This window comes from Bacteroides sp. 2_2_4, from assembly GCF_000157055.1.
Classification (GTDB): domain Bacteria; phylum Bacteroidota; class Bacteroidia; order Bacteroidales; family Bacteroidaceae; genus Bacteroides; species Bacteroides ovatus.
The window spans coordinates 418,624-434,618 of record NZ_EQ973357.1; the positions used below are offsets into that span (position 1 = coordinate 418,624).

Annotated in this window: 7 protein-coding genes; all 7 read left to right on the plus strand. The window is 48.6% G+C overall.

Features of this window, described 5'->3' with window-relative positions; genetic code table 11:
- The first annotated feature begins 234 nt into the window (after window positions 1–234).
- The gene (locus tag BSCG_RS19910; protein ID WP_004322898.1) at window positions 235–4,344 is read left to right on the plus strand and encodes a two-component regulator propeller domain-containing protein; all 4,110 of its coding nucleotides are present in this window, start codon (window positions 235–237) and stop codon (window positions 4,342–4,344) included.
- A gap of 172 nt (window positions 4,345–4,516) precedes the next feature.
- A complete protein-coding gene (locus tag BSCG_RS19905; protein ID WP_004322897.1) occupies window positions 4,517–6,277 on the plus strand; it encodes a hypothetical protein in 1,761 nt (586 codons plus the stop codon).
- A gap of 8 nt (window positions 6,278–6,285) precedes the next feature.
- Window positions 6,286–7,719 (plus strand): alpha-L-fucosidase, encoded by a 1,434-nt coding sequence (locus BSCG_RS19900; protein WP_004322896.1) that lies wholly within the window; start codon window positions 6,286–6,288, stop codon window positions 7,717–7,719.
- Window positions 7,720–7,750: 31 nt separating this feature from the next.
- Window positions 7,751–10,129 (plus strand): glycosyl hydrolase family 95 catalytic domain-containing protein, encoded by a 2,379-nt coding sequence (locus BSCG_RS19895; protein WP_004322895.1) that lies wholly within the window; start codon window positions 7,751–7,753, stop codon window positions 10,127–10,129.
- A 41-nt stretch (window positions 10,130–10,170) separates the two neighbouring features.
- Window positions 10,171–12,066, plus strand: a complete 1,896-nt coding sequence (locus BSCG_RS19890) for an alpha-L-fucosidase (protein WP_004322894.1) — start codon at window positions 10,171–10,173, stop codon at window positions 12,064–12,066.
- Window positions 12,067–12,144: 78 nt separating this feature from the next.
- A complete protein-coding gene (locus BSCG_RS19885; protein WP_004322893.1) occupies window positions 12,145–13,422 on the plus strand; it encodes a glycoside hydrolase family 88 protein in 1,278 nt (425 codons plus the stop codon).
- 13 nt (window positions 13,423–13,435) lie between these two features.
- Window positions 13,436–15,916, plus strand: a complete 2,481-nt coding sequence (locus BSCG_RS19880; RefSeq protein WP_004322892.1) for a glycoside hydrolase family 2 TIM barrel-domain containing protein — start codon at window positions 13,436–13,438, stop codon at window positions 15,914–15,916.
- Window positions 15,917–15,995 lie beyond the last annotated feature (79 nt).

Genomic DNA, 15,995 nt, shown 5'->3' on the forward strand with positions numbered 1-15,995 from the left:
TTTTTCGGTTCATTCTTCCAGTTACAAAAATAGTGATAACAAGATAGAAGGCATTTACAGAATCCGTCAAAGAGTTGTAGGGAAGATTCTCCATTTGCAATAATCCTTCCAAAGCTTGTAAAAATAGCCCATAGATGTGTTGATACTATAAAATGAGTTTGTTAAGCCCTGCTTTTGCCCTTTTTTTATTATTTTTGCTAGACGAAAAGCATACACCCCAAATATAGTTCATTTATGAAGAAGCTGATATGTATTTTGCTGGTTTTTATCCTTCCACAAATCATTTTCGCAAATCAACGATACCATTTTTCCAATTTATCAGTCCAAAACGGACTATCACAGCTTCATGTCACTTGTATCTACCAGGACCGGCTGGGATATATGTGGTTCGGCACCCGCAACGGACTGAACAAGTTCAACGGCAATAACTTCGAAACTTTCTGGAATCATGCCGACGACGAATGCAGTATCAGCAACAATACCATCGCCTGCATCACCGAAGATGCGGAAGGCAACCTCTGGTTCGGAACGGAAAACGGACTGAACAAACTCGATAAACGCAGAAACGGGTTCAAACGGTATTACTTCGACCCTGAAGCTAATGCCGCCAACAATAAAATCATATCCCTCTTCACCGATAAGGAAGGCACGTTGTGGGTGGGAACCATCTCCGGCTTATATGTTTTTGATGCAAAGGAGGACATCTTGAAGGAGATCCCTCTGAAAGAACTGGCGAACAACTCCATAAGTACTATCATCGAGAAAGACGACCTTCTCTATATCGCTTCGAGTATGAGCGGACTGGTGATATACGATCCACGGAAGAACCGGGTGGTCCGTTCGTACCGCAAAGATTCGAAGACGCTGCCTATCCCCTCCAATTATATTAAAGATGTATATATCGACAAGAAAGATAACATCTGGATAGGAACCTACAAAGACGGAGTTTGCGTCATCAGGCATGACTTATCGGAAGTGATATATTACAATACCGCCAACGGACTGTCCAACAACGATATCCGTTGCATCAAAGAATCTCCTGCAGGAGAAATGTGGATAGGTACTTTCGACGGACTGAATATCGTTAATCCTGTGACGAGCCGCATCGCTTCTTACAAACACGGAGCACAGGGCAGTCTGAGCCATCATTCGGTGTACAGCATACTCTTCGACCGGATGCAAACCATCTGGATCGGAACCTATGCCGGTGGAGTTGATTACTACAATCCTTACGGCCACCTGTTCGACTTTTACAATCCCGCCACCATCCTGAACGCCAATCTGGGCATTCTGGGCCCCGCCGTCGAATATGACGGAACACTCTATATCAGTTCGGAAGGCGGCGGACTGATTGCCTTCGACCTTGCTCAACAATCCTTCCGGCAATATACCCTACCTCACAAGGCTGACGGTTCGGTGAAAAATATCTTCAAGACTGTCTATCTGGACGGTGACCGCATCCTGTGCGGGACGAGCCAAGGTGAAGTATATGAATTCAACTTGAATACCCGTCAATTCTCCCTGTTCTACCAGACTACCGACCGGCGACCGATTTACCATATCAGCCGAAGCCGCGCCGGAGAAGTGATTATCGGTGCTATCAGTGTGACGGAAGGCTTGGTATTCATCTCCGACGACGGACAACGAAGCATACAAACTGAATTTCCCGTCAAAGGGAAAGGCGGTGTCCACTTCTCTCATGTGATTTGTGTATGTGAGGTCGACAACGATATTTTCCTAATCGGTACGAAGAACAACGGACTGTTCTGTTATGACAAGATCAACCACACGCTGCTCTCCTACAACGAGACAAACGGCCTCGCCGCCCAATATATCAGCAGCATACTGAAAGATCATTCCGGAAGGATATGGATCAGCAGCATCGACGGTGGTTTGAGTGAGCTTGTTCTTTCCACCGGACAGTTCACCACCTACAACGAGAAAAACGGATTAATGAACAACCAGATCTGCAAAATCGTAGAAGGGAACGATAACACCCTTTGGCTCAGCACACTGAACGGGATATCCAACCTCGACTTGCGTACCCGCGGCATTACCAATTATAATAAGGAAAGCGGCATACGTGTGCAGGAGTTTTCTCCATGCGCCGGCCTGCACCTATCGGGCAACCGCATCTTCTTTGCCGGAAACAACGGCTTCACACTGTTCAATCCCAACGACATCATCACCAATCCGAATGTCCCGCCCATCATCCTCGACAAACTGCATATCAACAACTGCCTCATACAAGCCGGCGATGAAGGCGACATCCTGAAAGAGAACATCTCCACCCAAAAGAAAATCGTACTGAAATACAATCAGACCAATATCACCATCGAATATTGCGCACTGAATTATATCTTCAACAACAAGAACCAATATGCCTACAAGCTGGAAGGCTTCGACCATGACTGGAATGAAGTAGGCAACCGCCGTACCGCCTATTATACCAATATCCCGTCGGGCACTTACAAATTCGTAGTGAAAGGCTCCAACAATGACGGCATCTGGAACGAAGAAGGCACGACATTGGAAATCGTGGTTCTTCCCCCGCTATGGAAGACCTGGTGGGCTTACCTCTTCTATGCAGTGGTGGCTATTGCTCTTATCGCTTTCATTATCCGCTATTTCACCGAAAAGAAACGTCTGCAAAACAACATCCGTCTCAAACAGATGGAAGCGGAAGTTCACGAAGAATATTATCAGGAACGCAATCGTCTCTTCACCAATTTCTCGCACGAACTGCGGACACCGCTTACGTTGATTATGGCTCCGTTGGAAGAGTTCGTAAAACGCACCGACCTGACGGATGATATTCATTATAAAGTGAAACTGATGCTACGCAACGCCCAGCGCCTGCTCCGCATTGTCAACAATCTGATGGACCTGCAAAAGAACGAAAGCGGAACCATGAAACTGCAAGTCTCCGAGAACGACATGATAAAATTCACGCACGAAGCTGTCTCTTCTTTCCAGGACTTAGCATTATATCGGAACATTCATCTGAAGTTCAAACATTCCATCGACTGCCAACCTGTATGGTTCGACTGGAATTTGTTGGAGAAAGTCTATTTCAACTTCCTCTCCAATGCCTTCAAGAATGTGCCGGACGGGGGAACCGTATCCGTAGAACTGGACGTCAAGCCCTATTCCGAACTTACTTTCTTCCTGCCTGCCAAACTGAATAAATATAAGAATACGGAGATACGATATCTCACCATTTCCATCCAGGACAATGGTGTCGGCATTGCTCCCGATGAATTGGAGAAGATCTTCCAACCATTCTACCAAGTGGCTCAGAACGAACATTCCAAATCGGGAACCGGCATCGGACTAAGCCTCAGCAAGGCAATTATAGAGATGCATCACGGAGTGGTGTGGGCAGAAAACGCAACCGGAGCGAATATGTCCGGTGTAGGCTTATCAAGCTCCGGTGCAGTATTCAAATTTGTACTGCCGGTCGACAAAAGTCTTTTCGCTCCCGAAATGATAATCGAATCGGCCGAAGATAAAGCCGTATCTTTCAGCGTTGAGCTTCCGGACGCCGCTTACGAACCGGACAATTCCTCCAGAAAGCAAGCTACGATTCTGGTAGTGGAGGACAATCGCGACCTGAACAATTATATCTGTTCCTGCCTGGCGGATAGATACAATGTAGTGGGCGTGACAAACGGCGAAGACGCTCTTGCCAAAGCGGTCTATCTGCTTCCCAACCTGATTATCACCGACCTGATGATGCCCAAGATGAATGGTATCGAACTGATCCGTCGGTTGAAGAAGGATATGAATACCAGCCATATCCCGATTATTATGGTGACGGCAAAGACTGGCACGGACGATATCAAAGAAGGCTATGCAGCAGGTGCTGACGAATATATCACAAAACCTTTCGACGCCTCCATCCTGAAAATCAGAGTAGACAACCTGATCCAAAGCCGCGAGAAACTGAAAGAGCTGTATAGCAAAAACTTCTCACTCGAATCACTCGGTGTCGACGTGACTTCCGTCGATGAGAAGTTTATGCAAAAGCTATATGCCACTCTGCAACAGAATATCGCCAATTCGGACTTAAACCTGGATGCCTTCTGCAAAGAACTCGGACTAAGCAAATCGAACCTTTACCGCAAGATTAAGCAAATCACCGGATACTCTCCCAATGAGTTTATCCGTAATTTCCGGTTGGAGACAGCCGCCAAGATGCTAAAAGAAACGGATATGTCGATAACGGAAGTATATTGTGCCGTAGGTTATAATAGCCTGGCTTACTTCTCTAACAGTTTCAAAACACTGTACGGAGTATCTCCGTCGGAGTTTAAGAACAGGTCGGAGGGCGAAAGAGAATAAAACCTTGTAGACACGGTGTTCACGGCAAACGATAGATTTGTAATATTCCGTCATTCATTTGTAAAATGAGGTATTTTCGATGGAAGGGGCGTTTTTATAAGTATTAGACTTACCTTTATAATCAATTTTCCTCAAGATGCGATAACTTTGAAATCGAAAAGCTGGAAATACTATGGACATCAAGAAAGTAACATTCATTATCGCTTCATCACTTGTGCTCTGCTTCATGGCGAGTGCACAAAGTAAGTTGATATCAATCAATGAGAAGGGAAAGCTCTCTTATCATTCGTATACAGACAAAGGAGATTTACTCCCCGATTTCTCTTTCTGCGGTTATAAGGGCGGTGGAGTGGCCATTCCCCATATAAAGGTAACCGCCTCTATCAGTCCTTCGCCCAACAAAGAGGACGATACCCCTTTTATACAGGCCGTAATAGACAAAGTAGCAAAATTGCAACCGGATGAAGATGGATTCAGGGGATGCATCCTGCTCAGAAAAGGCGTATATCATATAGCAAGCCCTATCCGGATTACAGCAAGCGGCATTGTGCTTCGCGGCGAAGGGAATAATAAGGAGAGCGGAACGGTACTCATTGCCACCTCTCCCAGGAAATACAATGTCATAGAGGTCGGCTTTAACGGAAAAGCCAAATACAACACCAACGATGTACAGGAAATTATCGACAAATATGTTCCTTCGGGCACACGTATCCTCCATGTGAAGAATGCGGATAAACATTTTCGTACTGGCGACGACGTAATTGTCCGACGCCCCAGTACGGCAGCGTGGATTCAGACCATCGGCATGGATTCCATCGCCCCCCGCCCCCGCAAAGGAGAAACTACATGGGAGGCTTTCGAACGTTTCCGCCGCGAAGGAAAAGATACGGACATGAACGGAACGATCCAATGGAAACCGGGGAGCAAGGATCTGACGTTCGAACGGAAAATTGTATCAGTGAAAAAAGACGAAATCACACTGGATATCCCGTTGACGAACGCTTTGCAGAAGGAGTTCGGTGGAGGAACCATCTATAAATACAGGTATGACAAACGCTTCACACAATGTGGCGTAGAGAATCTGTACGGCATGTGCATCTATGATGAGTCGGTTAAAAAGAGCTATCGGGGCATAGGCGAATACTGCTGCGACGAGAACCATGCCAATACATTCGTTGCTCTCCGGACGGTCGAGAATGCATGGGTACGCAATGTCAGCGTAGAGCATTTTGACTGTTGTGTGACTACCACTTCTGCCACCAAATATATCACGGGACAAGACCTTTCCGCCATCAACCCCATCTCGCAGATTACCGGAGGAAGACGGTATGCTTACCACATCAACGGCGGACAAATGTGTCTGTTCCAACGTTGCTACTCCAGCCATCACCGTCACGAATTTGTATTGGGGGCCACTACTCCCGGGCCAAACGCTTTTGTAGACGGTTATGGTGAAATGACCTTTGCTTCCAGCGAACCGCATCACCGCTGGTCGGCCGGATGCTTATGGGACAATATAGTATTGAAAGGTCCGAGCGCATCACTCATGGCAGCCAACCGGGGATCGATGGGTTCGGGACACGGATGGGCTGGCGCGCAAATGGTATTCTGGAATTGTGCCGCCCCGCTGATTTTGGTCATGCAGCCGCCTACGGCACAGAACTTTGCCATCGGACTGCAAGCCACAGAAGTAGACAATAGCAAAGAAGCCCGGTCCGGTGCGAAATCGACCTTCAACAGCATCGTCAACACTTCGATGATAGATATGAAATATAAAGACCAACCGATAAACGGAACCGGATGGACCGAGCAGACAGCCGGAACAGTGGTTCCTTCGAGCCTGTATTACTATCAGTTACGTGACCGCCTTGGAAAGTCGGCACTCAAGAAAGTAATGGACGAACCACAGTACAATAAATATTTCAACCGATAAAGATAACCATGAAGAAGATTCTATCAATCATACTCACCCTAACTCTCTCCGCAACCGTTTTTGCGCAACCTCTGCCCAAAAAGCTTGAACATAACGAGAAAATGGCCTGGTGGCGCAATGCCAAATTCGGCATGTTCGTGCACTGGGGACCTTACTGCCTGTACGGCGGCGTATACAACGGATTCAACCAAAGACGAGGCGGTGCGGAATGGATTATGAACCGTTGCAAAATACCTGTACGTGAATATCGTGCGAAAGCCTGCACCTTCAATCCCGTGGACTTCAATGCCGAGGAACTGGTGCTGACTGCCAAAAATGCAGGTATGAAGTATATCATATTCACCACCAAACACCATGACGGATTCGCGATGTTCAAAAGCAATGCCAGCGAATTCAATATCGTAGACTACACCCCGTTCAAACGTGATATCGTAGACGAACTGGCAAAAGCCTGCCGTAAGCACCATATAAAACTGGGATTTTATTATTCCCAGACACAGGACTGGTGCAACCCCGGCGGCGGCACTATCCGCAAAGAAATGAAAGAAGGATGGGCAAACCCTGATTCGGTAGCCATCGACAATTTTACCCAAGAGAATCTGGGAGGTTGGGATTGCCTGCAACGTTCCGCCTCTCTGGATGATTATTTCAGAAAGGTAGCCATCCCGCAAATCAAAGAACTACTGACGAATTATGGTGACGTAGCCGTCATGTGGTGGGATACCCCGCACCGTATCAGCAAAGAGACAGCGGCGGAAATCACTGCCGAACTCGCAAAGTATCCGCAGGTAATTACCAACGACCGGTTGCGCCGTCCCGATTTTCCCGGCGACTATAAGACTCCCGAAGGACGTATCCCCCACGCAAAGGACATCGAACGCGTAGACTGGGAGACGTGTATGAATATCGGCAGCTCCTGGGGATACAAAAGCTGGGAGAAGAACTGGAAAAGTGCGGAAACAATTATCCGTAATCTCAATACCATTGCCGCCCGTGGCGGCAACTACCTGCTCAACGTCGGCCCCGACCCGACAGGTGTTGTGCCTGCTCCCGCACTGGACTGCCTGAGAAAAGTAGGCGAATGGATGCGGGTGAACGGTGAAGCGATTTACGCAACACAGCGCAGCGAAATATTTCCTCCCTGGGGCGAATGTATCCGGAAAGACGAAAAGAAGAACTCCGTATATTATCTCTCCGTCTTTCAATGGCCGGAAGACGGCAAACTGGCATTCGACACGAAATATACAGTGAAGGAAGCAATGCTGCTGGCCGACGGTACGAAACTGAAATTTACTAAAACGCCCGGCGGCATTACGATACAAGTTCCCACGCAGGCTCCTGACAAGATAGCTACGGTTGTCAGACTGGAATTGAAAGAGAAACTGCCCGCAATCCAATTAATATCCAACACCGCGAAAGCATTCGAAATAGCTGACGAATGAGAATCTACGGACGAATAAAAAATAGCAGACGATGAATATGAAGGTACGAAGTATATGGTTTTCAGGATGTATATTCCTTTCCACGACATTAACGTTTGGAAAAGAATACAAGCTTTGGTATAACGCTCCGGCTACCGTATGGGAAGAAGCTCTTCCTATCGGTAACGGACGTATCGGAGCGATGGTATATGGCAACCCGCTACAGGAAGTATATCAACTGAACGAAGAATCGATCTGGTCGGGCTATCCGCAGGACTGGAACAACCCCAAAGCCGCGAACGCGTTGCCACAGGTACGGGAAGCTGTCGACCGCGGAGACTATGCCAAGGCAAGCGAACTCTGGAAAGCCAATGCACAAGGTCCGTATACAGCCCGTTACCTGCCTATGGCAAACCTGATGCTCGACCAACTGACGCGGGGGGAAGCCCGGAATCTGTATCGTGAACTCAACATATCGAACGCACTGTCTACCGTCACCTACGAAGCGGACGGAGTGAAATACCGCCGCACTTCCTTTATCTCCTATCCGGACCAGGTGATGGTCATAAAAATAGCCGCAGACCGTCCCCAGGCGGTATCGCTCCATATTCGCTTGAACAGCCTGCTGCGCTATACCGTGCAGACAAAAGGGGAAAAGACACTGATCCTGAACGGCAAAGCCCCCGCCTATGTTGCCAATCGTGACTACGACCCACATCAGGTGGTATACGATGACAAACGGGGGACACAATTCAAAGTGCAAGTGGAACTGCTGCCGGATGGCGGTCACTGTGAGGCAAACGACTCTGCACTGACCGTTCGCAATGCAAATGAAGTAGTGCTGCTACTCTCTGCCGTCACCGATTTCGGGAATAAGAAAATGACACTCAAAAAATGCAAGCGTCCCTATCAGGAATTACTGCAACGACACACGGATGACCATCAGCAACTCTTCAACCGCCTGCAACTATCACTGGGCACAGAGAATCTGCAAAAAGAAGCACTCCCCACCAACGAACGTTTAAAAAGCTTCGAACAAGACCCCACTGACAACGGATTGACGGAACTCTACTATCAATACGGTCGTTACCTGCTGATTGCCTCTTCCCGCCCGGGCGGGCTGCCCGCCAATCTGCAAGGCATCTGGAACCGGCACGTTCAACCGCCTTGGGGATCGAATTATACGACCAACATTAATACTGAGATGAATTACTGGCCGGCGGAAATAACCAATCTTCCGGAATGCTTCCTGCCATTGTCCGATTTCATCGGCCGCCTGGCTGTCAATGGCGCACAAACGGCCAAAGTTAACTATGGCATCAATCGCGGATGGCTGGCCCACCATAACTCGGACGTCTGGGCACAAACCGCTCCGACCGGAGGCTATGATTCCGATCCGAAAGGCGCACCTCGATGGTCGTGCTGGCCAATGGCAGGCGTATGGCTCTGTCAGCATCTATGGGAACACTATGCCTTCGGCGGCGATAAAAAATACTTGTCCAAAACGGCTTATCCCCTGATGAAAGGCGCAGCCGAATTCCTGCTGCAATGGCTGCAAAAAGATCCGGAAACAGGCTACTGGATTACCAACCCATCCACTTCACCCGAGAATCGCTTCCGCTATATCGACAAGGAAGGAAAGAAACAGAACGGAGAGATCAGCCGTTCATCCGGTATGGATCTCGGTCTGGCATGGGACTTACTGACCAACTGCATCGAAGCAAGTACGGTGCTGGATACGGACAAAGCATTTCGCCAGCAGTGCATGGATGTACGCGCCAACCTGCAACCGTTCCGCATCGGTTCAAAAGGACAACTACTCGAATGGGATAAAGAGTTTGAAGAGACAGACCCTAACCATCGCCATGTATCCCATCTGTTCGCCCTGCACCCCGGACGACAGATTATCCCCGAACAGCAGCCGGAACTGGCAGCCGCCTGCCAACGGACACTCGAAATCCGCGGAGACGGCGGCACAGGCTGGGCTATGGCATGGAAAATTAACTTCTGGGCACGTCTGCGCGACGGTAATCATGCTTTCGGGATGCTGAAAAACGGATTGAGATACGTAGATGCCACCCAAGTCAGCGTCCGTGGAGGGGGTACATACGCCAATCTCTTCGATGCCCATCCCCCTTTCCAGATTGACGGAAACTTCGGAGGAACGGCAGGCATTACGGAAATGCTGCTGCAAAGCCATGCGGGATACATACACCTGCTACCTGCCCTGCCGGACAACTGGCAAAGCGGAAGTATCAAAGGCGTCCGCGCCAGAGGCGGATTCACCATCGACATGGAATGGAAAGAAAGCAGGATTACCCGGCTGTCCGTTACTTCCCATTCGGGAGGAACCTGCCGGATACGCGAAGCGACCTCACCCCACGAAGAAGTGATTGAAACGGAAAAGGGAAAGACGTATCAAGTGAAATAAAAAAAGACTGCTTATCAAGTTTAATAAAAGAGAGAACAATCATGAGAAACTATTATCAAACCATAACGATTGCCTGCTGCATGGCAATGAGTGCTTCTCCCCTCGCTATATGGGCGCAGAGTGGCGACGAACAAGGGCTCGAAATCCCCCGCAACCTGCAATTGCAACAAGACAAAGACGAGCTTCGCAAAGCCTACGACGGTTGGTGGACAGCCTCTCAAAAGAATAAGGAGCAACGAATGTCGTGGTATAACGAAGCCAAATTCGGTTGCTTCATCCATTGGGGCCCTTACTCCGTACCCGCGGGTCTTTGGAAAAACAAGATGCAGAGCGGCTATACCGAACACCTGATGCGAAAAGCCCGCATCCCCCTGGAAGAGTACAAAAAAGAACTGATACTTCCTTTCAATCCTACTGAATTTGATGCCGAGGAGTGGATGCGCCATGCATCGGAAGCAGGCATGAGATATTTCGTCATTACTGCCAAGCATCACGACGGATTCGCCATGTATCCATCCGATGCTTATCCCTACGATATTCGCCTTTCCAAATTTCAGAAAGATCCGATGGAAGCATTGAGCAGAGCCGCTAAGAAATATGGCATCAAGTTCGGTTTCTATTATTCGCACGCTTTTGACTGGGAACACCCGGACGCTCCGGGAAACGATTGGGATTATCCCACGAATCCCGGTGGAGATAAACTTGTGGGCGGCAAGAACTGGTGGCTGGAACGTAAAGACTTTCTCGCTAATGCCGAGAAATATGTAAACGAGAAATCCATTCCGCAAATACAGGAACTTATCAGAAAGTACGACCCCGACATCTTATGGTTCGATACTCCGCAGAAGCTTCCGCTCTATCTCAATATCCGCATACTGGAAGCTATCCGCCAAGCGGACCCACAAAACAAAATCGTCGTAAACGGACGACTAGCACGTTTTGGCTCTAATAATATAGGTGATTACCGCAATACGGGCGACCGTTCCGCCTTCTTTTTCCCCACCGAAGGGGCATGGGAATCTATTCCCACTACCAACGAGTCTTATGGATACAGCGTAGTGGATACAGTGCGCAAACCTGTTTCATTCTTTGTACAATTATTACCCAGCGCCACTTCGAAAGGGGGTAATATACTGATGAACGTAGGTCCGATGGGCAATGGCCGATGGGACAAGAGAGACATCGAAGTGTTTCAGGGCATAGGACAGTGGTTGAAGGTGAACGGAGAAAGTATCTATGGAGCACAACGCACCAATCTGCCTATACAGCCGTGGGGCGTAACGACACTGAAAGGAGATACGCTGTATGCACACGTATTTCATTGGCCAGCCGATGGAAAACTGATTATCGGCGGACTCCGTTCCGACATCGGAAAAGGATGGCTCGTTGCCGACAAGAAGGCGGCGATAAGATTCAAGCGCTTAAACGCGGATGATTACGAACTGACCTTGCCCGCCAATGCGCCGGACAGCATGAATTCCGTCATCGCACTGGTACTGAACAACCGGAAAGTGCCGAATCCCATCCGTCTTATCGACCACAAACAGAGCAATACGCTCTATACATTCGATTCCGAACTGCAAGGGCGTGGATTGGGATACGGTGACGGCAAACCGAACCGCAACTACGTTACCAAATGGAAAAATACGAATCAGTGGATGAAATGGAACTTACGGTCAAGCGCACCTGTCGAATATACTGTTTATCTGGACTACAACACGCAGGGAAAGAATGATACGGGAACAGTCGTGGTAGAGATAGCCGGACAGAAACTGGAAGCGAACTACTCCACTTATCCCGAACAGAAAGGGACCAACAGTCTACGTCTGGGAAAAGTGAAGCTGCCGAAAGGTAGTTTTGAATGCAGCCTGAAAGGAAAACAATACCAGGGAAGCCAATACATGACTCCTATTGCCGTACGGCTTGAAAAAGAGTAAGCATGGCAGTAATCTCTGTATCGCAATAACTTCGAAATAGCAAATACATTGAATAACGCTAACAAATAGTATACATATATGAAATTGAAATTATCCACCGTAACCATAAAGTTGAAGCTCCCCATAGCAGCTTTATTGCTCGGAGCCGGCCTCACGGCCTGTACTCCGCAACCGGATTCAAACATAGTGGAAGACAACATGGAGTTTGCACAGCAACAACTCCGATGCGCTTTTGATGAAATAGACTACGCCGTAGCCAACGAATCACCCGAAAGCCGTGCGCAACGCGAAAAGAACGGATGGGGGCCACTCACCAATCCCCGGAATACGGAACCGGACGGGACGCTTCACCTCGTCCCGTCCAAAGACTGGACCAGCGGATTCTTCCCCGGCGAGCTCTGGTTTCTCTATGAGTATACCCAGAATAATTTCTGGAAAAAGAAGGCGCAGCAACATACCGATATCCTGGAACAGGAAAAGATGAACGGCGGCACTCACGACATGGGCTTCAAGATGTATTGCAGCTTTGGAAACGGTTATCGCCTGACGCAAGACGAACGCTACAAAGAAATTCTGTTGCAATCGGCACGCACACTTTCCACCCGGTTCAAACCCAAAGCCGGCATTATCCGCTCTTGGGACCATAACAAGGATAAATGGCAATGCCCGGTCATCATTGATAATATGATGAACCTTGAGTTGCTGTTTTGGGCTACCAAAGAAAGTAAGGATTCCACCTATTATAATATAGCGGTAAGCCACGCACGGACTACGATGAAAAATCATTTCCGTGCAGACTATAGTTGCTATCATGTGATAGACTACGACACCATCACCGGACAAGTACTGAAAAAGAACACACATCAGGGACTTGCGCACGAATCGGCTTGGGCACGCGGTCAGGCATGGGCACTGTATGGCTATACGATGTGTTACAGGGAAACCAAGTTACCGGAATTCCTCGAACAGGCTAAAAAGGTGGAACAATACCTCTTCACCCACAAAAATATGCCCGAAGACCTGATCCCTTACTGGGACTTCGACGCTCCCGGCATTCCCAACGAGCCGCGTGACGCCTCAGCAGCCACAGTGATCGCTTCCGCACTCTACGAACTGTCGCAATATGACCGCAAAAACAGCGAACGCTACAAGAAAAACGCCGACAGGATAGTAGAGAACCTGACGAACAGTTATCGCACTACGCTGAACAAAGACAACGGTTTCCTGCTACTCCACAGCACAGGAACCAAACCTACCAACGTAGAAGTGGACGTACCCATCGTATATGCCGACTATTACTTTATAGAAGCATTACTACGCAAGGATAAACTGGAGAAAACCGGCAAACTTTTCTAAAAACGAGAAAGAAATGAAACGACTGATTTATACGTTATGCCTTATTATAGGCTGCGCCACCCTATCCGAAGCTAAAGTCCTCACCGGGCATAAAACCCGGCTAACCGACAACTGGCTGTATCTGCGGGGAGACATCGGCAATATCTGGGAAGCAGTGCGTCCCGCCGCTCCCGGCAGTTCGGAATGCGTTCCCCTATGGACGCCTGTCACCCTGCCCCATTGCTTCAATGCCACAGATGCCGTAGACCCGGACATGAATTACTACCAGGGCCCCGGGTGGTATAAAACACTGCTCGACATACAAAATCCCTATCCCAACGGACGAATCCTGCTCGACTTTGAAGGAGCGGGACAAAAGACCGAAGTATACATCTACACGACACGGGTCGCTTCCCATATCGGCGGATACGATGAATGGACGGCAGATATCACCGAAGCGGTGCAAGCATTCGTCTCCACTCCCGAATGTGTTCAACGTTTTGGCGGTAAAGTTCCCCTATCCATCCGTTGCGACAACAGCCGGGATGCGGAAATGATTCCTTCCGACTTATCGGATTTCAACGTTTATGGCGGACTATACCGCTACCTCAACCTGGCGTATGTCCCCGAAGTTTCCATAGATCGTGTACAAATAGATGCCGTATTAGACAAAAACCTGAAAAAGGCAACACTTGCCGTTCAAGCTTTTTTCTATAATCCGTCGGATATCAGGAAAACAACTGCGCATATCATCGTCAAATCTCCTTCAGGCAAGATAATACTGAATGAAGAAAAAGAAGTGATGCCGCTTGGAAAAGCTTCCCTGCTGACGGCAAATATTCAGAAGCCGGAATTATGGTCGGACGAGGATCCTGCTCTTTACACCTGCGAAATTACCCTGCACCACAACGGACAGGAGCAGAAAGCCATCGAGCGATTCGGATTCCGCCATTTTGAATTTGTGGAAAAAGGACCATTCCGCCTCAACGGTTCCCGCCTTTTGCTGCGCGGTACACACCGCCACGAAGACCATGCGGGCGTAGGCGCAGCTATGACAGAAGAACAAATGCGGGCGGAAATGACGCTCATGAAAGAAATGGGAGTGAATTTTATCCGGCTGGGACATTACCAACAGTCGGACATTATTCTTTCTCTTTGCGATGAACTGGGCATTCTTGTATGGGAAGAGATTCCCTGGTGCCGCGGCGGTCTGGGTGGCGAGCAGTATCAGGCACAAGCCAAACGAATGTTGACGAACATGATTCATACGCATTATAATCATCCCGCCGTCATCATCTGGGGATTAGGTAATGAAAACGACTGGCCGAACGACTTCCCGGAATTCGACAAGGGAAAGATACGTAGTTTTATGAAGGAACTCCATGAATTGGCGCATCAATCGGACGATAGCCGGGTGACCGCTATCCGCCGTTGCGACTTCTGTAAAGATATCGTAGATGTTTATTCTCCTTCTATCTGGGCGGGGTGGTACAGAGGCATCTTCACCGATTATAAAAATGCTTCATTCCATGAGATGCAGCAGGTGAAACATTTCTTCCATGCCGAATGGGGAGGCGACTGCCATGCCCGCCGCCATGCGGAGGACCCGTTCATCAATTTGGATAAGATTGAAGCGGGCAAGGGAGCAGACGAACGCGCGGGAGATGCTTCGCTTTACGGTGGAAACGCACGCGCTTCCAAAGACGGCGACTGGTCGGAAAGTTACATGGTGCGCCTCATCGACTGGCATCTGAAAGAACAGGAAACGATGGATTGGCTGACAGGGGCGGCATATTGGCCGTTCAAGGACTTCTCTACTCCGGTACGTCCGGAGAATCCTGTGCCTTATGTCAATCAAAAAGGAGTAGTGGAAAGAGATCTCACACCGAAGGAGACTTACTATGTATTCCAATCATACTGGGCGAAAAAGCCTATGATACATATCTATGGGCATACATGGCCGATTCGATGGGGCAAACCGGAAGAAATGAAAGAGATATTAGTCTACTCTAACTGTCCGCAAGTGGAGTTGATTGTCAACGGAGTGCCGCAAGGAATAAAGAAGCGTAACAGTCAGGACTATCCGGCGGCAGGTCTACACTGGAACTGCAAGTTACAGGCAGGAGAGAATACAGTCATCGCCCTTTCCAAAGGGAAAGCAGTCGTGGCAGACACGCTCCGGTTTGTATACGAAACCCGCACATGGGGTAAGCCTGCGCAACTGCAAGCGAAAGTCACTCATTGCGGCGGAGAAAGTTCAGGCGATATATCAATGGTGGAAGTCCAGCTGACAGACGCTAAAGGCGTACCCTGTCTGGATGCCGTAAACTATATAGAATTCGGACTGGCAGGAGACGGGCAATTAATCGAGAACCAGGGGACTTCTACCGGTTCACGAAAGGTACAGGCCTACAATGGTCGCGCAGCCATCCGTGTAGATAAAAGGAAAGGAGAATCGGTAGTATCCGTGCGGTGTGATATCCCGGAAGTTAAAACGGTGTTTGTCAGGCTATAAAGTTTAACAAGTATATCTGTTATTTTTAAAAATACACTATCTTTGCGTATACCGTATAGCTAAAAAATATTCCGTTAAA